Genomic DNA, 20,479 nt, shown 5'->3' with positions numbered 1-20,479 from the left:
ATTAAAAAATCTTTCTGTTATGACGTAAGTTTTTATAAAAAATGAAAAGAAAAATAAACTCTTATTAGCTTATTTTGTATATTTTCCAGAGAGGTAATTCTTCTAAGATTAGATAATTATACTTTAAAGGTTATTAAAAAGAATTATTTTCGAATGATGTAATAAATATTTTTTGCTAAAAAATGTAGTTTTAAATAAAAAAATATTTTTATTTGTATTTTTTATAAAATAAACAAAATTATAAATTATTGATCAATTTATTCTTACGAATATGCATTTTAAATACAGATGCTAAAATTGGAGATAAAGTAAAATTATTAAAAATATACAGTTTTTTTTTGCCATTTTTTAATCTATACGGGTATATTTAATAATGATAGACTCCTTTTGTAAACGTTCTTTATGAATGTATAAAGAACGTTGTGAATATATGTAATATTAAGTAAATATTCAGATTATGCTTTTTTACTGACTTTACAGAATCATAAGAGTGTCTTATTTGCACGACACGCAATTATTTTAATCGTTTCAAAAAAACAGGAGAGCATAGTGAATGCTGATGAAATAAAAAAACTTGATAATTATTTTAAAAATATATTCCAAAACTCAGCATTGCAAGTCAGAGCACGGCCTAAAAAGAGTGATTCTTGTGAGGTTTATATAGGAGATGAGTTTTTAGGCATTATCTATCGAGATGAAGATGAAGATGAGCTCTCCTATAATTTCTCAATGGCTATATTAGATATTGATTTAGAAAATTGATTCGTTATTCATAGTTGAATGAAGTCTTTTTTATCCCATAAGATTTATATAAGTTTTAACGCTTTAAAACTCGTATGGTTATTTCGTGCAATAATAAGATGGTCATGGATAATAATGCCTAATGCATTTGCTGCATCTTTTAATCTATATGTCATTGTTATATCTGCATTAGAGGGGGTGGAATCGCCAGAAGGGTGATTGTGGACTAAGATAAGTCCTGATGCGGATAACTCTAAAGCTCGAGAAATAACTTCACGAGGATAAACAGGGGTATGATCAATGGTTCCAGTTTGTTGCACCTCATCAGCAAGTAAGCCGTTTTTCTTATCAAGAAACAAAATACGAAACTGTTCACGTGTTTCGTGAGCCATAACAGCTTTACAATACGCTAACACTTTATCCCATGATGAAAAAATATCGCGCTTAAACAATTGCGCACGAGCAAGACGTCCAGCAACATCTGAAATAATTTTTAAATCAACTGCAGTGGCGGGACCACATCCTGGAATTTCTTGAAGTCGGTGAATATCCGCTCCCAACACATCAGCTAATGAACCAAAACGCGCTATCAAATTTTTAGCTATGGGTTTTGTGTTTGCACGGGGTATTGTGCGAAAAAGCAATAATTCAAGATACTCATAATCTTCAATTGCATTTCCTTTTGACTTTAAATAGCGCTTCCGAAGACGTTCACGATGTCCTTGATAATGTTTATGAAGCTGTGCGTTTTTCTGAGGCTCTTCACTTTTTCTTTCTGATACTGGGGTGAGTGGAGAACTCGATGTTAATGCAAAGTGATTACTTTGAGTACCTTCCTTTTGATTTAATTTTTTAGCCATAACATCTCTACGTTGCGTTAGGTATGCGAATTTGGAATATAAAAAATATTTTTAGGAGATTGCGTAAATATTTCATATCCTTCATTTGTCACACCAATTGTATGTTCATATTGTGCTGTCAGAGAACGGTCACGGGTAACAGCAGTCCAACCGTCAGATAAAATCTTAACTTGTGGTTTACCAAGGTTAATCATAGGCTCAATTGTAAACATCATACCTTGTTTTAATTCGACTCCTTCTCCAGGGGCTCCATAATGGAGGATATTAGGAGCATCATGAAAAAGCTGGCCGATACCATGTCCGCAAAAGTCTCTCACAATTGAACAGCGTTCAGATTCTGCATACTGTTGAATGGCTGCCCCGATATCACCTGTCGTTGCTCCAGGCTTAACGACAGCGATTCCTTTCATAAGACTTTCATAGGTTATTTTTAGCAAGCGTTCTGCTGCACGCCTAATTTTTCCAACAGGATACATTCGGCTTGAATCCCCATGCCAACCATCAAGGATAAAGGTTACATCAACATTTACAATATCACCTTCTTGCAAAGGTCTTTTATTGGGAATGCCATGGCAGACAACGTGATTGATAGATGTACAGCATGAATGGCTGTATCCATGATAATTTAGATCAGCAGGAAGTGCTCCTCGCTTAGCACCAAAAACGAATACAAAATCATCAATTTCTTGCGTAGTAACGCCCGGCTTAATAATATCCGTAAGCGCATCAAGGCATTCTGCAGCAATACGACCAACTTCACGCATTTTAGCAAAAGCATAATCATCGAAAATGCGGATTTTTCCATTAAATTTTAAAGGGATTTTATTATATTCGATATACTCAGTCATTGTTTCTTCTATTTTCTATTTTTACTCTCTGAATCGGAAAAATGCCTTCTACACTTACATGACACTTTACAGCATAACATTCTACCCCTGATTTTAATGCTAAATCAAACTTACGTCCATAGAGTGGATCAAGATCATGACAAATTGTAAAAGCTGTGCAATCTTCTCGTTGAATAATATAAAGCATAGCAGCTCGTTTTCCTTGTTGTACAACTCCTATGAGCTCATCAAGGTGACGTGCACCACGTTTTGTTTCGCTATCAGGAAATTCTGCTAATCCTTTCTGACGAATAAAATGAACATTTTTGACTTCTAGGTAACAATCAGGAAGAATGTCATCTTGTAAAAGAAAGTCAATTCGTGATTGTGTCCCATAGCGTTGTTCTTTTAAAATTGTTTTATATCCACTTAATTCTGGTAGTAATCCGTTTTGAATTGCCTCTAACGCAAGCTTATTGGGTAAAGAAGTATTAATGCCAACCAAAGTATTATCGGCTTCAATAATTTCTAATTGATAGGCATATTTTCGTTTGATGTCGTTATGATAAGAAAGCCAAATATTGGAGTTGAAAGCTGTTAATCCAAGCATTGATCCTGTATTAGGTACAGACACGGTGAGGACATGCTGATCATCTTGTTGAACATCTGCAAGGAAACGTTTATAACGACGGATAAGCTTTGCAGGAAAAAGTTTGGGAATAAAGTGCATATCCCTTTTTAGGATTTATGATTTCATAATTCAACTGAGATTATGATTTATAGGGGCTGTTCCCTATTAAAAAAGATAAAATTGATGTAAAAAACGCTACGATATCTTATATAAATTGTTATAAATTCCATCGTTCACTTTAATGGCTTTTAAAATTTATTATTAGGTTTAGAAACTATTATCTTTGAATGAAAAGATAACATTGTCTATAATTTATTATTAAACAGCATTAGAGTATTGTGAAAAAGGTTTCGTAAAAAATAGTGGAGAGGGAGATAGTTTAAGTGAAACTAGGTAAGATTGATGGCAGGAACGAATAAGAATCGTGAAAATTTAACAAATGGTCCCATTATTATTTTAGTTGAACCGCAGCTTCCTGAAAACATTGGTATGGTCGCAAGGGCAATGGCAAATTTTGGGCTTTCTAAGCTTCGATTAGTCAATCCTCGAGAAATGTTTCCAAATGAAAAAGCTAGAGCTGCTGCAAGTAAAGCTGATCATGTCATTAACAATGCTGTGATTTTTAACACATTGCGTGATTCAATTGCAGATTTACACTATGTTTTTGCCACAACAGCACGTGAAAGATGTGGATTTAAAACTGTAAAAAGTGCTGTCGAAGCAGCAAGCGTATTACGTCAGCGTGAAAGTATCGGACATAAGACAGGTATTGTCTTTGGAAGAGAGAGATGGGGACTAGAAAATGATGAAATCAGCCTTGTTGATGAAATTATTACTTTTCCAGTTAATCCTGCTTTTGCGTCACTTAATATTGCGCAAGCGGTTCTTTTAATGTCTTACGAATGGATGAAAACTGGTTTAGAGAATGTCAGCGATACGGCATTTCGTGCCGCAGAGATGGAACCTGCAAATAAAACAATATTTCATGGTTTTTTATCTCAGTTAGAAGAGGCTTTGAATATCCGTGGGTATTTTAGACCCCCAGAACGCAAAGAAGTAATGATTGCAAATTTGCGCTCTGTTTTTACGCGCGCTAACTTTAGTGAACCTGAGGTTCGTTTATTGCGAGGCATTATATCTTCTTTGGATCATTTTTCGCCACAATATCCACGAGGGAGTAGAGCACCTGAAGAACGTGATCGTAAAAAAATTAAAAATAAGTGTGAAAACTAATGGATGAACGACCTGTTCTTTTTTTTGATAGCGGTATTGGTGGTTTAACAGTGTTTAGGGAAGCGCGTATTCTTATCCCTGACATGCAATTTATCTATGTTGCTGATGATGCAGGATTTCCTTATGGAAATTGGAAAGAAAATATTTTGAAAGAGCGTATTTTGAAGATTTTTACAAATCTTTTAACACGCTACAATCCAGCTTTATGTGTGATTGCTTGCAACACTGTTTCTACACTGATGATAGCAGATTTACGACAGAATTTTCCTCATGTCCCTTTTGTAGGAACGGTTCCTGCAATTAAATCAGCTGCAGAACAAACAAAATCTGGTTTTATTTCCGTATTAGCGACTCCAGGAACAGTTAAACGTGCTTATACAAATGAATTAATTAACTCTTTTGCTGGACAGTGTCATGTTCAGCTTGTGGGAAGTAAAAAGCTGGCTGGACTTGCTGAAGATTATTTACGGGGAAAATCTATCGATTCAGAAGAGTTAAGAAAAGAAATCCTGCCATGTTTTGTGGAAAAAAATGGACAATATACGGATGTTATTGTTTTAGCCTGCACACATTATCCTTTTTTGATTAATTTCTTTCGTGAACATGCTTTATGGTCCGTTGAGTGGATTGATCCGGCGAAAGCGATCGCCAAACATATCAGATCTTTATTACCATTGTCGGGAGAAATACACCATCAATATATAAAGAAATATCAAGATTTTGCGTTGTTGACATCGAAAAATATCACTTCTTTAACGGAGAATTTGTTTAAAGGATTTGGCTTAAAACTCATGAAAGGAGTTGACTTTGGGTTACGAGACCAATAATGATGATCTAGCTATTTTTTCAAGAAAATAGCATTAATTGACGTGTCCCGTGGATAACTTTGCATATTGATATGTTAAGGTATTCTGTCAGTCTTTATAGTATTTAAAGGCAGAGGAGGGCGCGTTTCCTTGGGGTCTTAAGATCTCGTGTTTTATTTTATAAGGAAATGCGATGAGTAAACGCGAAACAACAAAGTATAAAATTGACCGTCGTATGGGAGAAAATATTTGGGGGCGTCCAAAATCTCCTGTCAATCGTCGTGATTATGGTCCAGGTCAGCATGGACAGCGTCGTAAAGGAAAACTTTCTGACTATGGGGTGCAGTTGCGCGCTAAACAGAAATTGAAAGGGTTTTATGGAGATATTTCAGAAAAACAATTTCATAAAACCTATGAAGAAGCTGCTCGTCGACGGGGAGATACTGGTGAAAATCTTATCGGTCTGTTAGAATCACGTTTGGATGCTGTTGTTTATCGTGCAAAATTCGTACCTACGATTTTTGCTTCTCGCCAATTTATCAATCACGGTCATGTTAATGTCAATGGGCGGCGCACAAACATTCAATCTTATCGTTGTAAACCCGGTGATGTTATTGAGGTTCGGGAAAAATCGAAACAACTTGTTTTAGTGTTAGAATCAGTGCAATTGGCAGAACGTGATGTCCCTGATTATATTGAAGCAGATCATAAACAGATGAAAGCAACCTTTACACGTATTCCTGCTTTTGCAGATGTTCCTTATGCTGTGCAAATGGAACCTAATCTGGTTGTTGAATTTTATTCTCGATAATTTTTCTGTAAGAGAAATTGTTTCTCTCTTCTATTATGATAACTTCAAAATATTATGTTATTCTTACAATATTTGAAGTTAATAAGTTCTTTTTGTAAATGGTTCTATATTAAGTTTATTGCTATGTTTTATAGTCATAAATTTGTATAGTTCCATTTCTTTTTTGTGTATCTAATTTATAAATTCAAAAAACATAAATGTAAGCTTGCTTTAATATTTGTTTTTATCTTTGCAAAACGAGCCGTTTATTGTGCAGGATATGGTATTATGAATGATGTTTCAGTTGAATATCAGGCAATAGAAGAAAACGAAGGGAGAGATGATCCTTTAATAAGCGAAGCAGATAATTGTCATCCAATGTTTCGTGTTGCTCCTTCAAGCGTAGAATTTAATAAATTACGCAAACGACTTTTACGTCATATGCGACAAGCTTTGGATGATTTTTCTATGCTCTCTACAGGAGAAAAATGGCTTGTTGCTTTATCGGGTGGAAAAGACTCTTATGGTTTATTAGCGCTTCTTTTAGACTTAAAGTGGCGAGGTCTTTTATCCGTTGAAATTCTTGCCTGTAATCTTGATCAAGGGCAACCAGGATTCCCTAAGCATATTCTTCCAGACTTTTTAAGTTCTTATAAAATTCCATATCGTATTGAATATCAGGATACTTATTCCATTGTTACAGATAAATTGGCAGAGTCGCAGACATATTGTTCACTTTGTTCTCGATTACGACGTGGTAATCTCTATCGTATTGCACGTGAAGAGGGATGTTCTGCATTAGTTTTAGGTCATCATCGTGATGATGTTTTAGAAACATTTTTTATGAATTTGTTTCACGGTGGCCGATTAGCTGCCATGCCTGGAAAACTTAAAAATGATGAAGGAGATCTTTTTGTGTTACGTCCTCTTGTTTATGCTGCTGAGGAAGATATGGAAAAATTTTCTCAAGCAATGCAATTTCCGATTATTCCTTGTAATCTTTGCGGTAGTCAAGATGGTTTGCAACGTAATGCCATGAAAGAAATGCTGAAAAATATAGAAAGACAAATGCCAGGACGTAAAGATACGATGATTCGCGCTTTAACAAATGTACGCCCAAGTCATTTGCTTGATAAGAAATTCTTTGATTTTAAAACGTGTTAATAATAATTAGATATTTAAAAAAAATACGTTCAAAGAGTTTAAGATAAGATACTTATTTATAATGATAATTTATTGTTTTTTTAATTTAGATACGTCAGATTGTTTTGTTTCAAATTCTCTTATATTGCATCTATAAAAAACATCTGCCTGCATATCACAAAGGAAATTCTCGTGTGCATCAAACTCTCTTGAAAAAATTTTTCTTTCACTAACCAATGACTGTCGCAATATCAAAAATAGGAAAATAGTACGATTGTTGATTTGCTCTTTTGTTAATTAAAAATAGTGAACCTTGTGGATTTTATTTTATTCTGTTGCGCCGCCATCACCGTCATTTAAGGTATTAAATTAAGAGAATATATAACTGCTTGATATTTTGGGAGTGTATAGCAACACTCAGGGCAAGAATTGCTCGTAAATTCTCATGAAGTGAGTTACATAAGTGATCAAGTTCGATTGTGAGTAACCGACCTTTTATAAACCAATGCTGATAGAAATCTTCATCATTGAGGACAGAGAAGGAGTTAAATTTTTAAACGGCTATACCATAAAGGTCATAGGCATCCGATTGTTCGATTTTAACGGTGACAAATTCACCAACACGCAGTGGGCGTCGTGATGATATATGGACAACACCATCTATTTCTGGAGCATCGTACTGACTCCGTCCTTTGGCAACTTTTCCTTGACTTTCATCAATAAGAACTTGGAGTCTTTTTCCAATTTTTTTCTTTAAAAGATATGTAGAAATTTGTTGTTGTTTTGCCATAAAACGATGCCAGCGGTTTTCTTTCACCTCTTCAGGAATATTTTCTAATCCCAAATCATTTGCGGCAGCTCCTTTTACTTCTTCATATTTAAAGCACCCAGCGCGTTCAATTTTTGCTTCTTCTAGCCATTCTAGAAGTATATTAAAATCTTCATTCGTTTCACCAGGAAAACCAACAATAAATGTTGATCGCAAAGTAAGATCTGGACAGATTTTCCGCCATTTTTCAATTTTACGGTTTGTTTTTTCCATAAGTGCGGGACGCTTCATGTGACGCAAAACAGCCGGTGATGCATGCTGAAAAGGAATATCCAGATAAGGAAGAATTTTTTTTGCAGCCATAAGTTCGATAACTTCATCAACATGGGGATAAGGATAAACGTAATGCATACGTACCCAAATACCCATATCGCCTAGTTCGCGACAAAGATCAAAGAATTTCGTTTTGATTGTACGATCTTTCCAAGAATTTTCGAGATATTTAAGATCAACACCATAAGCACTCGTATCTTGTGAAATAACCAAAAGTTCTTTTACACCCGCTTGCACGAGTTTTTCAGCTTCACGAAGAACATCGCTGATGGGACGTGAAGTGAGATCACCACGCAGAGTAGGGATGATACAAAAACTACACTGGTTAGAGCATCCTTCAGAAATCTTTAAGTAGGCGTAATGGCGAGGTGTTAAACGAATACCTTGGGGAGGAACTAAATCAAGAAAAGGATCATGAATTGGAGGAATTGCTGTATGAACAGCTTCTATAACGCTTTCATAAGCTTGCGGTTTTGTAATAGCCAATACATTAGGATATGTTTGGCGAATAGCATCAGGATCAGCACCAAGACACCCTGTTACAATAACTTTTCCATTTTTTTTAAGAGCTTCATCAATATTGGCTAATGATTCTTTCCTTGCCGAGTCAAGAAAACCACAGGTATTCACAATAACGACATCAGCTCCTTGATGTTGACGTGAAATCTCATACCCTTCGGAGCGAAGGCGTGTAATAATTCGCTCAGAATCTACGAGTGCTTTTGGGCATCCGAGGGAGACAAAACTAATACGAGGTGCTACCATGATGATCCTACAATTACTATGAATGATTCAGTTACGTTTTTATTAACTTAAAAATAATGTTCTTTATTTTTATACCTATGCAATACAGTCTGTTACAAAGTTATTTGATTTTTTTCTACAAAATTTTATGTGTTTTTATGCATGCATACAATTTTGTCTTATTATATCGTAAAATTCCATCATTGAGGACGAGGATATAAGGCTGCTTTCTTAAAAGCATTCAAGTTCTTTTCAAAGTACGTGGTGAATATTTTAAAGCTTACTTGCCAAGCCTTGCATAAGTGAAGAACATGGAGGGAAGGGAAAGTGAAATCCGCTCGATAAGGATCTGGATTGTTTATAAACCGAATTGGGGGCATCCTTTGGCTGTGGAGAAGAAGTCAATTGCATGTGGCACAATAAAAAAATACTCAACAGCTTCTTATTGCGATATATATCACGTACTATAAGGTTTATTTTTTAATATTTGCGAATAAGTCCGGTAAGTTTTCCTTGTATTTCTACACGCTCGGATTCGTATGTCCGTACTTCATAATGAGGATTTGCAGCTTCTAATGCAATAGAAGCTCCTTTGCGTCGATAACGTTTTAATGTTGCTTCTTTTTTATCAATAAACGCAACAATAATTTCACCTGTTATTGCTGTATTTTGACGTTTCACAATGATCGTATCTTTATCAAAGATACCAGCCTCCATCATAGAATCATCTTTAACTTCTAATGCGTAGTGCTCACCTGTATTAACCATATCGAGTGGAAGAGAAAGGCTGTTTATTTGTTGCAGTATAGCAGAGGCGGGTACGCTTGCAGAAATACGTCCCATAATAGGAATGGTGATATTTTTTTTTTCTTCTTCATCAAAGGGACTCAAGCTTTTTGATATTTCCCTTTTATTTCTTTCTATTATACTGGGAGAAATTTTACGTGCTAAAGAAAGGTTAAATGTTATTTTCTCAGGAAGTCGAATCACCTCCACAGCACGAGCACGATTGGGCAAACGACGTATAAAACCTCTTTGTTCTAAGGCTATAATGAGCTTATGAATACCAGACTTTGAAGAAAGCTCTAATGCATTTTTCATTTCTTCAAAAGAAGGAGGAACACCAGTTTCTTTTATATGGTTATGAATAAACAAGAGTAGCTCATACTGTTTACATGTTAGCATTCAATATTCCAATCAAAATAATAAAAATTAGTAAAGTAAAAATACATGTATATATAACACTTTTACAATTTTTATCGCCAAATCAAAATTATTTTCTTTGTTTTTGATCTTATCGTTTAATAAAGCAATATTTTTATTTATAGATATATTTAAATTATTATTTATATAGCTATATAGCTACATTAATATTAAATAATGTATAAAATACTTTATAGTTCTGACTGAATTATATAACACCAAATTTTATGACCAGTATTATCCTTTTCTTCTAAAAATATATCTACATGTTTTGTAATTTCTGATATAAAAAAGTTAAATAGAAGGCATTCTATATATTTAGAACTCTCTATGGGTATTTAAAATCATTTTACATACTGCATATTATTTCTGCTTTTTTATTCTTAGTAAAATTATCTACAGCTCTAATAGTGAGCACAATTTATAGTCATTCGGGATATTTTCAATGAGACTAAATTTTGCTTCATATCTACTTTATTCTATAGGATAAATTGGCTTTCGTTATATATTCATTATGCATAAATAAAATTATACTCTCAAAATGCCATTGTTGCTCATTGTTCCATTTTCAGGTCTAACGTGTCAACTGCTATATACTATTTTCATGAACCCTAATGTTACGATAAATTTTGATTATTGAAAGGAGGCATAAAAGGTATTTTCATTTCTTTTTTATAGTTTTATTCTCTCACTTATATTGGTCAAGAAAATGCTTTTTATTGTTTCAATATAAAAAAGATTTGAAATGAGATAAGCTTACAGTATTTGAGACTTCTCACTCAAGTGAAAAATAATAAATTATTATAAATCAATATATTATCTTATAAAGCTGTATTCATATTTGAAAATTAAACACTAAAATATAAAGATATAAAAATAATATTATAATAAAAGGTATTTTTTCTTCTCTACCCATTATGCTCAACAACCCATGTGAGGGGAAGGGGGTATTGCTCATAATTTTAACGCTTCGAATCTATGCAATATTTTGCAGTGAAATTTTTCCTTTATTGAAACTTCAAAAAGAAGATTAAAGAGTACTTATACAATGATGAAGTAAAGGGGCGAAAACGGAAAATTATTGATAACTGAAGAAAATAATAATATTTTTTCCAAAAGGTGTTGACCAAATGGAAAGTCAACCGTATGTTCCCTTCACTTTCTGCAAACTAGATAGCTTGTGTGAGAGCGCGTAGCTCAGCTGGTAGAGCAACTGACTTTTAATCAGTAGGTCCAGGGTTCGAATCCCTGCGCGCTCACCAAATTTAAGTAATATCAATAGGCTATAAAAAATTTAAGAATCTTTTTTGTTTTGATTCTTTTTGAAGTTTTTATCGATTCTATAGTCTGTCATTTTCTATCAGCTGTTTTTGGAATAGAGCGGTGCTATGCTGTCTCCATTTTCAACAAACTTACGGATAGGGTTGTACCTGCGTTGGCAGCACATGCGGTTTCTAATTTTCTCAATCCATAGGTGGTTTTTAATACCCACTGCATTACATGATTCGCAAAACAGTTGCTAAAATCACCACTTATTCACACTTATATTATGAAATGAATTTTCTATAAGATGTTGATTTGTTTAAATTTTAATCTTTTTAACATCTACTATAGTACATTTATTTTGTATGAAAACCATAAAAAGGTTAACAATACGTTAATTTCTTGATAGAAGGGGCCAATTCAAGAGTGGTATATGCGCGAGGGGAATCATTTAAAAACGTAAATTCTTCCGTTGCGTACAAAAAGCGTGACGTGGTTTTTACAAGTAGTACTTAACAGAAATAAGTGGACTGAATAGATGCCTTCAAATAGAAAAAAGAAAATTACTTTTATGATTAAACCAACACTTCAATTGTTTTCTATGATCGTCATTTCTCAGTCACTGGTATCTTGTTGCGCAAGCCAAACTATGAATTTTTCAATAAAAGATTCCTATCATAATAAACCAATTAACGTAAACACTTCTGTACTACCTCAACAAGTATCTAATAAGAAGAATCAATCGGAAGAAAAAAAGCGTGGACGAGCGATTGTTGGTAAACCTTATCAAATAAAAGGAAAGTGGTATTATCCTCAAAGTGATCCAACTTATAAACGTGTTGGCGAAGCATCATGGTATGGTTCAGATTTTCATGGACGTTTAACTGCCAACGGTGAAATTTATGACATGAATCTTTTGACTGCTGCTCATCCTACAATGCCTTTACCTAGCTATGCTCGTGTTACTAATTTGAAAAATGGGTCTTCAATCGTTGTTAGAGTGAATGATCGCGGACCTTTTATGAAAGACAGAATCATTGATTTATCAAGGCAAGCTGCGGCAATATTGGGGTATGTAGATAGGGGGGTCGCAGATGTTAAAGTAGAATATATTGCTGAAGCACCTGTTGGCTATTATGATGCTGCATATTTAATGTCCTCTTATACTCCTGGAAATGCTGCCCCATATTCATTAGCGTCGGAAAATGTTGCGAAAAAAAGAGAAACTGTTTTGTTAAAAGAGCAGCGCAATACAAGGAACAAAAAAGAATTAGCTAAAGCAGCTGCTGTTGAACAAGAACAACGTAATAAAACTGTTGCAGTTAAATTGCCAGAAATTGGTCCTATCATGGTTGATAAGCCGATACCATTCGATCAAGTTGCTTCTATAAATAAGCTAAACAAAAAAACAAAGGTTAATTGGCTACAACTGTTTTAAGAAAAAATGCATTGATTTTTTATCTATATAATTTTCTAGTAAAAAAGGTAAGAAATTACGGATTTAGTGTAGGATTTTTATCTTAAAGCGCTTTGTCCTTTTCAAAAAGCGTGGTTGGGTTCTATTATTATAAATTCAGTACGGCCTTTCCACTCCATTGCTGGTCTATTCGTCGTTTTATGATATTGCTTGCTTAATAAAGCGTGTACTTTTCTTGCTGTAATAGCTTTTGCTAGACGAAGGTAAATTATTGTGTCAGTCTGTTTGTGTAATCTCTAAAACAACTTGTACTCTCGATTTGAGAGGAATAAAAAGCTTAACAAGTAAAAAAATATTTTCTTTTGATTCGGCCTTGCATCTTTCTAAAGTATCTACGGTAATATCTTATGAAAAGATTATGCATTATCTCATGCTTTTGTTTATCATGTTCTTTAATGGAGTAAGTTCCCTCACGAAAAACAGAGCGTCTCAAACAAAATACACTTACATTGCCAATTCATGGACTTATTTAAAAGAGACATACTTTAACACGCTACAAGCCTATTTTGCGACAGCGCCTGTGAATGGTATAACTGTTAACGCCTTTAGACATCAGCATCTTTACTCTTATGAAGATATAAATCGACACCATCATACACTTTGCAAGCCCCCAATGTTTTGTGCGATAATTCTTAACACTTGAGAGGTTTATAAGAAGTATTTTTACTCTCTTTTTTAATAATTTTTATCCATATACGAACCCTACTTATGACCCGTAAGTAAGCGATTTTTAATGAATTCAATATGAGAAGAGGGGATGAGAGAATCTTACAGTATTTTGAGTTAGCTTCAATTTTAAAATGATAATTTATCATAACAAATCAAAATACTATCAATAAAAATAGGAAAAAATCTTTTGTCTCTCATACATTTAAAATGTTAAATTGAACCTACATGGAAGATAAAAAACGTGTCATATTATTTTTTCTAAAGCTAAATGAAAATAAAATCTTTTTATGAGTTGTAAATAATTCCTCAATTTTCAGAAATCAAAAAGTTTTTTCCTATATAAGATTCTTTATGTTGATCTTTGGGATGGGAGGAGCAGCTATGTATACAGCATTAAGGATCTTATTGATATTATGGGGAGTATTGGCATTTGATACGTGGGGGAGAGCACAAGATTTTCAAACTCCCGCATCACAACTGTTATTACTCGATGATGATACAGAGACAATACTTTATGAAAAACAAAGTGATATTCCTTTTTTTCCTGCTTCATTAGTAAAATTGATGACAGCAGAAGTTGTATTTCATCAATTAAAAAAAGGATTATTAAAAAGTACGCAGAAATTCAAGGTCAGTGAAAATGCTTGGCGCAAAGGTGGAGCACCTTCCGGTACAACCACTATGTTTGCAAAGATAAAGACAGAAATCAGTGTTTCTGATCTTTTACGTGGTTTAATTATTGTGAATGGAAATGATGCTGCTATTATTCTTGCTGAAGGAATATCAGGACATGAAGATCATTTTGTAAAACTGATGAATCAGCGCGCAAAAATAATCGGATTATCTCAGAGTCATTTTGTTAATGCTACAGGGCTACCCGAAGAGGGACAATTTGTAACTGTGCGTGATATGATTATATTAGCACGTCATATTGTTCAGGAATATCCGGATTATTATGCACTTTATTGTGAGCCTCATTTTACATGGAATAATATTTTTCAACGTAATAAAAACCCTCTTATTTCTAAGGAAATTGGTGTAGAAGGATTTGGTTTTGGCTACAGTGAAAAAGAAGGTTTTTCAATGGTTGCCACCATTTCTAAAAATCATCGACGTCTTTTTTTAGCAATCAATGGTTTGCAAGATGGTAAAAAATATACAAAAGAAATAGAACGCATTCTTCAATGGGGGATGACGGCATTTGATCTCAAAACAATTTTCACAAAAGAAGAAACGGTTGGTCGTGCTTCTGTTTACGGTGGTAAGAAAAATTTTGTTCCACTCATTGTTAAAACACCAATAAGTTTTATGCTTTCGAATGAAAAAAAAGTAAATGTTAAAGCAAAAATTAAATATCATGGTCCATTGAAAGCCCCCATCGTTTCTGGGCAATCAGTTGGTGTTATTCAAATTTTAGAAGATAAAAAGATTCTTCTGGAAAAACCAGTTTTTGCCGGAATGAATATTCAGGAAGGAAGTTTCTTTGCAAAAGTAAAAAATGCATTCTATGAAATAACAATTGGATGGTTACGGAAATATTTGTAGTTACGCGCTAATAAGGTTAAGGTCATACGTGTCAGGTTATTTTATTACATTCGAAGGAGGGGAGGGGGTAGGAAAAACGGTGCAGATTTCTTTACTTGCTGAGTCTCTCTCTCACCAAGGTTATGATGTTGTTACAACACGAGAACCAGGAGGAACGCCAGGAGCAGAAGCAATCCGGCATATTTTGTTGTCGGGGCAGACGCAACAGTATGGACCGTTGATTGAAGCTGTTTTGTTTACAGCTGCACGCGCTGACCATTTTCATGAAGTTATTGCACCTTCTTTGCAAAAAGGTAAAATCGTTTTATGTGACCGCTTTATTGATTCTACACGCGTTTATCAAGGACTCAATAATAGAGTCAGTTCTTCTCTTCTTTCTGTTTTAGAGTGTATTGCGCTCAATGGTATTTTGCCTCATTTAACATTTTTATTAGATATGCCAGCAATGTGTGGTATGAAGCGTGCAAATTTACGAAGAAAAAAAACAGAAGAAATTGATTATTTTGAAAAAGATCAGTTGGAAATTCAAGAACAAAGACGTCAGGCTTTTCTTCAATTGGCCAAACAAGAACCCCATAGATTTCGAGTCATTGATGCCACTGGCTCAGTGGAAGCTATTGCTCATCAAATAAAAAATATTTGTCATCAGGTATTGTTGGATCAGCTTTCATGAGTAATTTAAATACCTTACACCAATATGATGATATTGATACAATTTTATCACCATCCCAGAACAATGTTATCTTTGGTCATGAGGATGTGCGTCATTTTTTGACACAAATGCTTAAAGAAGAGCGTTTGCATCATGCATTATTATTTGAAGGAGAATACGGGATTGGAAAGGCTACATTAGCCTTTCATCTTGCTTGGAACATTTTAAGTTTTCAACAGAGTTCTTTCTTGAAACCCGATCCTTATTCTACCCCATGGCGCCAAATTACACAAGGAAGTCACCCTGGTCTTTTGTATATTTCACGTCGATTTGATGTGAAAACACAAAAGTTTAAAACAGGAATACTCGTTGATGATATCCGTGATATTATGCATTTTTTAAGTCGAACATCGCAAGATAATGGATGGCGTATTGTTATTATTGATTCTGCAGATGATATGAATAGAAATGCAGCAAATGCAATTCTCAAAATACTTGAAGAACCACCTACAAAAACGTTATTTGTTATTATCGCACATTCTTCAGGAAAATTGCTTCCAACAATCCATTCACGGTGTCAAAAAATTTCTTTTCGTCCGTTGAATAACGATGAAATGAAAAAAGTTATTATACATATTTTCGCCGATCAGGATTTACCTGATGAAAAAACAATTGAAATGATTATTAAAAAATCTAAAGGAAGTCCTCGAAAAGCCGCTTTACTTATTTGCCATGGCGGTCTTGAAGTTATTAAAACAATTGATGCTCTCCTAGAGAAACCTGTTTGTAATGCAACGATTGTACATACTCTTGCACAAACATTTTCATCTGCTTCTTCTACATTCCAATTTCAACAATTTTGTGATGAAATTCTTAATAAAATTCAAAAAAAAGCTATCATGCTCGTTGAAAAGGGAGACTTATTTCTCTCAAAAAAATATGCGGAAAAATGGCAGGAGATTCATCAAGAAATAGAGGAAATACAACTGTTTAATCTCGATAAAAAGCAGTTTGTTATTAACTTACTTTTTAAAGTTCATAAGATCATTCATGAGAATTAGTTTTTCCGTGACAATGCGATGAACAAGCGTTATGTCATTATATCTTCTATTTATAGCGTTTTACAACGAGTATGACATGCGTGACACATATTACATAACAACTCCCATTTTTTATCCTAATGCTGCTCCACATATTGGACATGCTTATAGTGCCATTACAAGCGATGTTTTAGCCCGCTTTCAACGGTTAAACGGAAAAAATGTATTTTTTCTTTCTGGTACAGATGAGCATGGTCTCAAGATGCAACAAACCGCAGCTGCATTAGGCATGACACCTCAGCAACTTGCAGATCGTAATAGTGCGGTGTTTCAAAAAATGCTTGCAGTATTAAATTGTTCTAATGATGATTTTATCCGTACGACAGAAGAACGCCATTATCAAGCTTGTCAAGAAATTTGGAAAAAGATGGAAGCAAATGGCGATATTTATCTCGGTCGTTATACGGGGTGGTATTCGGTTCGCCAAGAAGCGTATTATGAAGAGAAAGATACAGAAGTTGGAGCAGACAACATCCGTCGCGAGAAGGAATTAGGCTCTCCAGTTGAATGGAATGAAGAAGAAAGTTATTTTTTTAGACTTTCTGGTTATGAAAAGGCTCTTCTTGAATATTATGAAAAATATCCTGATTTTATTTTGCCACTTGAGCGGCGTAATGAAATTATAAGTTTTATCAAATCGGGATTAAAAGATATCTCTATTTCACGCACAAGTTTTAACTGGGGAATTGCTGTTCCTGAGAATCCAAAGCACGTGATGTATGTCTGGGTTGATGCGCTTACAAATTATCTATCAGCAATAGGTTTTTTCAATGAAAATTCAAAAAAACGTGATTTTTGGCCTGCAAATACGCATATTATTGGTAAGGATATTATTCGTTTTCATGCAGTCTATTGGCCGGCATTTTTAATGTCTGCTGGAATTGAATTGCCTAAAAATATTTTTGCACATGGTTTTTTACTTAATCGTGGTGCAAAAATGTCAAAATCTATTGGAAATGTCGTTGATCCTTTTGAAATGGTTGATCATTATGGTCTTGATCAGGTCCGTTATTTCCTTCTCCGTGAAGTGCCATTCGGACAAGATGGTAGTTATAGTCATGAAAGCCTTGTGAACCGTATTAATGCTGATCTTGCTAACGATCTTGGTAATTTAGCACAGCGCTGTTTGTCTATGATTGCCAAAAATTGTAATGCACAAGTCCCGAAACCAGCTTTATTTTTAGCTCAAGATAAACAGCTTTTAGAACAATCTCTTCAAGTACTTGAAACTGTACACCAAGCTATGTCTTCTTATAGTATGCATTTAGCACTTTCAGCTATTTTTTCAATTGTAGCAGATGCCAATCGCTATTTTGCCAACGAACAACCTTGGAGTTTACGTAAAAACGATCGAGAACGATTTTCTACAGTTCTTTATATAACTGTAGAAATCTTGCGGAGAATAGGAATTATGCTTTTGCCTTTCATACCCCAATCAGCAACGAAACTTCTTGATAGCCTTGCGGTTGCTGAAGATGATCGGTTATTGTATCATATAAGTCATTCAAAAATTCAAGAAGGGCTTGATCTTCCACCACCAGAACCAATTTTTCCTCGTTATATCTTGAAGAAAGAAGACACTCATCATGTTGATTGATACACATTGTCATCTTGATTTTGAAGACTTTTCACAAGATTTGGATAATGTTATCCAACGGGCTTTAGATGCTGACGTTAAACGTATGATAACAATTTCAACCCATGTTCATAAGTTAGATAAACTGTTAGCCATTGCGCAAAGCTATGATCAAGTCTTTTGTTCCGTTGGAACACACCCCAATCACGCGCATGAAGAACAAAATATTACAGCGGAAGAGCTTATACAGCTCTCGAATCATCCTAAAATTGTTGCGTTTGGGGAAGGGGGCCTTGATTATCATTATGATTACTCTACACCAGAAGAGCAAAAGAAAGTTTTTCAAGAACATATCATTGCTTCTCGAGAAACACAGATTCCTCTTGTTATACATTCACGCAATGCCGATATCGATATGGAGAAAATATTACGTGAACAGATAAAAGAAGGAGCTTTTCCCTTTATCCTTCATTGTTATTCGTCTGGAATGCAACTTGCTCGTGCTGGAATTGAACTTGGTGGTTATATTTCTTTTTCGGGTATTCTTACTTTTAAAAACGCACTTGAAATCCGTGAAATAGCAAAAATTGTGCCCCATGAGCATTTGTTAGTGGAAACAGATGCTCCATTTTTAGCACCTAGTCCCCATCGGGGCAAAACAAATGAACCATCTTTTGTATGTTATACAGCAGCTGTTTTGGCTGAAACAATTGGCTTAAGCATTGAAGAAACAGCTCAAATAACAACGCGTAATGCTTTTCGTTTATTTAGCAAAATGAAATAAGGCAAAAGATATGTGTGATCAATACCGATTTACAATATTAGGTTGTGGTCCTTCTCCAGGAGTGCCAAGACCTAATGGTGATTGGGGAACATGTGATCCGAATAACCCTAAAAATAAACGCTACAGAAGTTCTTTATTAGTTGAACGTATTAAACCTTCAGGAGGCAAAACAACGATCGTTATTGATACAGGTCCAGATTTTCGCTCACAAATGATCGATGCGCGTGTAAGCCATCTTGATGCTGCTCTTTACACGCATTCTCATGCAGACCATATCCACGGTATTGATGATTTACGCAGCTATGCACTTGCACAAAAATGTTTAATAGATATCTATGCCGACAGATTTACACTAGAGCATCTCAAAAGTGCTTTCGGATATTGTTTTCAAACTCCAAAAGATTCATCTTATTCTCCCATTTTAAAAGAGCATCTTATCAATGAAGATAGCCAATTTATTATTCAGGGGCAGGGCGGAGAAATAAGCGTCAATACACATTTACAACACCACGGAAACATTCATTCCTTAGGTTTTCGGATTGGGAACGTTGCCTATTGTACGGATGTTAGTGAATTTCCTGAAAAAACATTATCCAAATTAATGGGTTTGGATGTTCTCATCATCGAAGCCCTTCAATTTAAATCTCACCCAAGTCATTTTTCTGTTGATCAAGCATTACAATGGATAAAATATTTAAAGCCAAAACAAGCAATACTCACACATATGGATAGATCGCTGGATTATAATGCAGTCGTAAATTACGTTCCATCCTATGTAAAACCTGCGTATCAGGGCCTTACTTTCGAAACAACTGCATAAGCTTATTCATACAATATTTTACGTTAAATAAAGTTTTTTGAAGATTATCCTTTATTTTGTTTTATTTTTGACATAAATATCACTTTTTTATGTTTAAAATGAGGTTTTTATGTATAAGAATTTTAAGCGGGGTGTATGTATTGCCGTTTTAGCAGTTTCCTTGACAGCATGTGGGGGGCGTTTAGAAAAAAATATTGCAACGACAACATTACATGATGGATCAATGAGTTGCACCGATATTCAACGGGAGTTTTTTGCTAATAAACGACAGATTAATGATACAATTAGAGAGCGTTCTACAGCAAGAAATAAAAATGTAGCTTTAGCAGCGGCAGGTGTTGTATTTTTACCTGCTCTGTTTTTTATGGATCCTAAATCCAGTGAAAGCAATGAAATTTCGGCTTTAAATAATCGTAATGCTGTTTTGAGTGATCTTGCACGTATGAAACGTTGTAAAATAGTACAGTAATTTTTCTTATTTATCATATGTAATTTCATTTTTTGGTCTTTAAG

General features: G+C 34.5%; 17 protein-coding genes, 1 tRNA gene and 1 pseudogene. 14 read left to right on the top strand and 5 right to left on the bottom strand.

Features of this window, described 5'->3' with window-relative positions; all coding sequences use genetic code 11:
- Window positions 1-549 precede the first annotated feature (549 nt).
- Window positions 550-762, top strand: coding sequence for a DUF3126 family protein (locus ACFINK_RS05715; RefSeq protein ID WP_375638411.1), 213 nt, complete (start codon window positions 550-552; stop codon window positions 760-762).
- Window positions 763-806: 44 nt separating this feature from the next.
- On the opposite strand, the gene radC is transcribed toward ACFINK_RS05715, so the two are convergent.
- The 3 genes from radC to sfsA are packed head-to-tail and all read right to left on the bottom strand — an operon-like array spanning window position 807 to window position 3,158.
- Window positions 807-1,601: a RadC family protein gene (gene radC, locus ACFINK_RS05710; protein WP_375638410.1), complete on the bottom strand. Its 795-nt coding sequence runs from the start codon at window positions 1,599-1,601 to the stop codon at window positions 807-809.
- 17 nt (window positions 1,602-1,618) lie between these two features.
- Window positions 1,619-2,449, bottom strand: coding sequence for a type I methionyl aminopeptidase (map, locus tag ACFINK_RS05705; RefSeq protein WP_375638409.1), 831 nt, complete (start codon window positions 2,447-2,449; stop codon window positions 1,619-1,621).
- The gene (sfsA, locus tag ACFINK_RS05700; protein ID WP_273791037.1) at window positions 2,442-3,158 is read right to left on the bottom strand and encodes a DNA/RNA nuclease SfsA; all 717 of its coding nucleotides are present in this window, start codon (window positions 3,156-3,158) and stop codon (window positions 2,442-2,444) included. Before sfsA ends, map begins: the two co-directional genes overlap by 8 nt.
- Window positions 3,159-3,461: 303 nt before the next feature.
- Here sfsA and ACFINK_RS05695 point away from each other — a divergent pair.
- The 4 genes and pseudogenes from ACFINK_RS05695 (at window position 3,462) to ttcA (ending at window position 7,052) form a co-directional block, all read left to right on the top strand.
- Window positions 3,462-4,299, top strand: a pseudogene (locus tag ACFINK_RS05695) (RNA methyltransferase).
- Complete coding sequence (gene murI, locus ACFINK_RS05690; RefSeq protein WP_375638408.1) at window positions 4,292-5,119, top strand: glutamate racemase; 828 nt, start codon at window positions 4,292-4,294, stop codon at window positions 5,117-5,119. Before ACFINK_RS05695 ends, murI begins: the two are co-directional and overlap by 8 nt.
- 172 nt (window positions 5,120-5,291) lie before the next feature.
- Window positions 5,292-5,909: a 30S ribosomal protein S4 gene (gene rpsD / locus ACFINK_RS05685; protein ID WP_273722651.1), complete on the top strand. Its 618-nt coding sequence runs from the start codon at window positions 5,292-5,294 to the stop codon at window positions 5,907-5,909.
- A gap of 267 nt (window positions 5,910-6,176) precedes the next feature.
- Complete coding sequence (gene ttcA, locus ACFINK_RS05680; protein WP_375638407.1) at window positions 6,177-7,052, top strand: tRNA 2-thiocytidine(32) synthetase TtcA; 876 nt, start codon at window positions 6,177-6,179, stop codon at window positions 7,050-7,052.
- A gap of 532 nt (window positions 7,053-7,584) precedes the next feature.
- Here ttcA and rimO read toward each other — a convergent pair.
- Both rimO and lexA read right to left on the bottom strand, forming a co-directional pair.
- The gene (gene rimO / locus ACFINK_RS05675; protein WP_375638406.1) at window positions 7,585-8,898 is read right to left on the bottom strand and encodes a 30S ribosomal protein S12 methylthiotransferase RimO; all 1,314 of its coding nucleotides are present in this window, start codon (window positions 8,896-8,898) and stop codon (window positions 7,585-7,587) included.
- Between the two features lie 459 nt (window positions 8,899-9,357).
- Complete coding sequence (lexA, locus tag ACFINK_RS05670; RefSeq protein ID WP_273791042.1) at window positions 9,358-10,062, bottom strand: transcriptional repressor LexA; 705 nt, start codon at window positions 10,060-10,062, stop codon at window positions 9,358-9,360.
- Between the two features lie 1,204 nt (window positions 10,063-11,266).
- On the opposite strand from lexA, the gene ACFINK_RS05665 reads away from it, so the two are divergent.
- The 9 genes from ACFINK_RS05665 (at window position 11,267) to ACFINK_RS05625 (ending at window position 20,435) form a co-directional block, all read left to right on the top strand.
- Window positions 11,267-11,342: transfer RNA gene (locus ACFINK_RS05665), tRNA-Lys, on the top strand.
- A gap of 539 nt (window positions 11,343-11,881) precedes the next feature.
- Complete coding sequence (locus ACFINK_RS05660; protein WP_375610370.1) at window positions 11,882-12,781, top strand: septal ring lytic transglycosylase RlpA family protein; 900 nt, start codon at window positions 11,882-11,884, stop codon at window positions 12,779-12,781.
- Window positions 12,782-13,870: 1,089 nt separating this feature from the next.
- Complete coding sequence (locus tag ACFINK_RS05655; protein WP_375628125.1) at window positions 13,871-15,034, top strand: D-alanyl-D-alanine carboxypeptidase family protein; 1,164 nt, start codon at window positions 13,871-13,873, stop codon at window positions 15,032-15,034.
- Between the two features lie 28 nt (window positions 15,035-15,062).
- Window positions 15,063-15,707: a dTMP kinase gene (gene tmk, locus ACFINK_RS05650; protein WP_375613423.1), complete on the top strand. Its 645-nt coding sequence runs from the start codon at window positions 15,063-15,065 to the stop codon at window positions 15,705-15,707.
- On the top strand, window positions 15,704-16,747 hold the full coding sequence (locus ACFINK_RS05645) for a DNA polymerase III subunit delta' (RefSeq protein WP_375638405.1): 1,044 nt from the start codon (window positions 15,704-15,706) through the stop codon (window positions 16,745-16,747). The genes tmk and ACFINK_RS05645 overlap by 4 nt, the downstream gene beginning before the upstream one ends.
- Before the next feature lie 76 nt (window positions 16,748-16,823).
- Window positions 16,824-18,383 carry a methionine--tRNA ligase gene (metG, locus tag ACFINK_RS05640; RefSeq protein ID WP_375638404.1) on the top strand — a complete coding sequence of 520 codons (1,560 nt, stop codon included), beginning with the start codon at window positions 16,824-16,826 and terminating at the stop codon, window positions 18,381-18,383.
- Entirely contained in the window at window positions 18,373-19,146 is a 774-nt protein-coding gene (locus ACFINK_RS05635) for a TatD family hydrolase (protein ID WP_375638403.1), read from the top strand. The genes metG and ACFINK_RS05635 overlap by 11 nt, the downstream gene beginning before the upstream one ends.
- Before the next feature lie 10 nt (window positions 19,147-19,156).
- On the top strand, window positions 19,157-19,966 hold the full coding sequence (locus tag ACFINK_RS05630) for an MBL fold metallo-hydrolase (protein ID WP_375638402.1): 810 nt from the start codon (window positions 19,157-19,159) through the stop codon (window positions 19,964-19,966).
- 109 nt (window positions 19,967-20,075) lie between these two features.
- The gene (locus ACFINK_RS05625; protein ID WP_375606871.1) at window positions 20,076-20,435 is read left to right on the top strand and encodes a hypothetical protein; all 360 of its coding nucleotides are present in this window, start codon (window positions 20,076-20,078) and stop codon (window positions 20,433-20,435) included.
- Window positions 20,436-20,479: the final 44 nt, after the last annotated feature.

The sequence above is a fragment of the Bartonella sp. AA16NXGY genome (assembly GCF_042197325.1).
Taxonomy (GTDB): Bacteria; Pseudomonadota; Alphaproteobacteria; order Rhizobiales; family Rhizobiaceae; genus Bartonella.
Note: the sequence above shows the minus strand (reverse complement) of the source record. Positions and strands in the feature narration are given on the sequence as shown.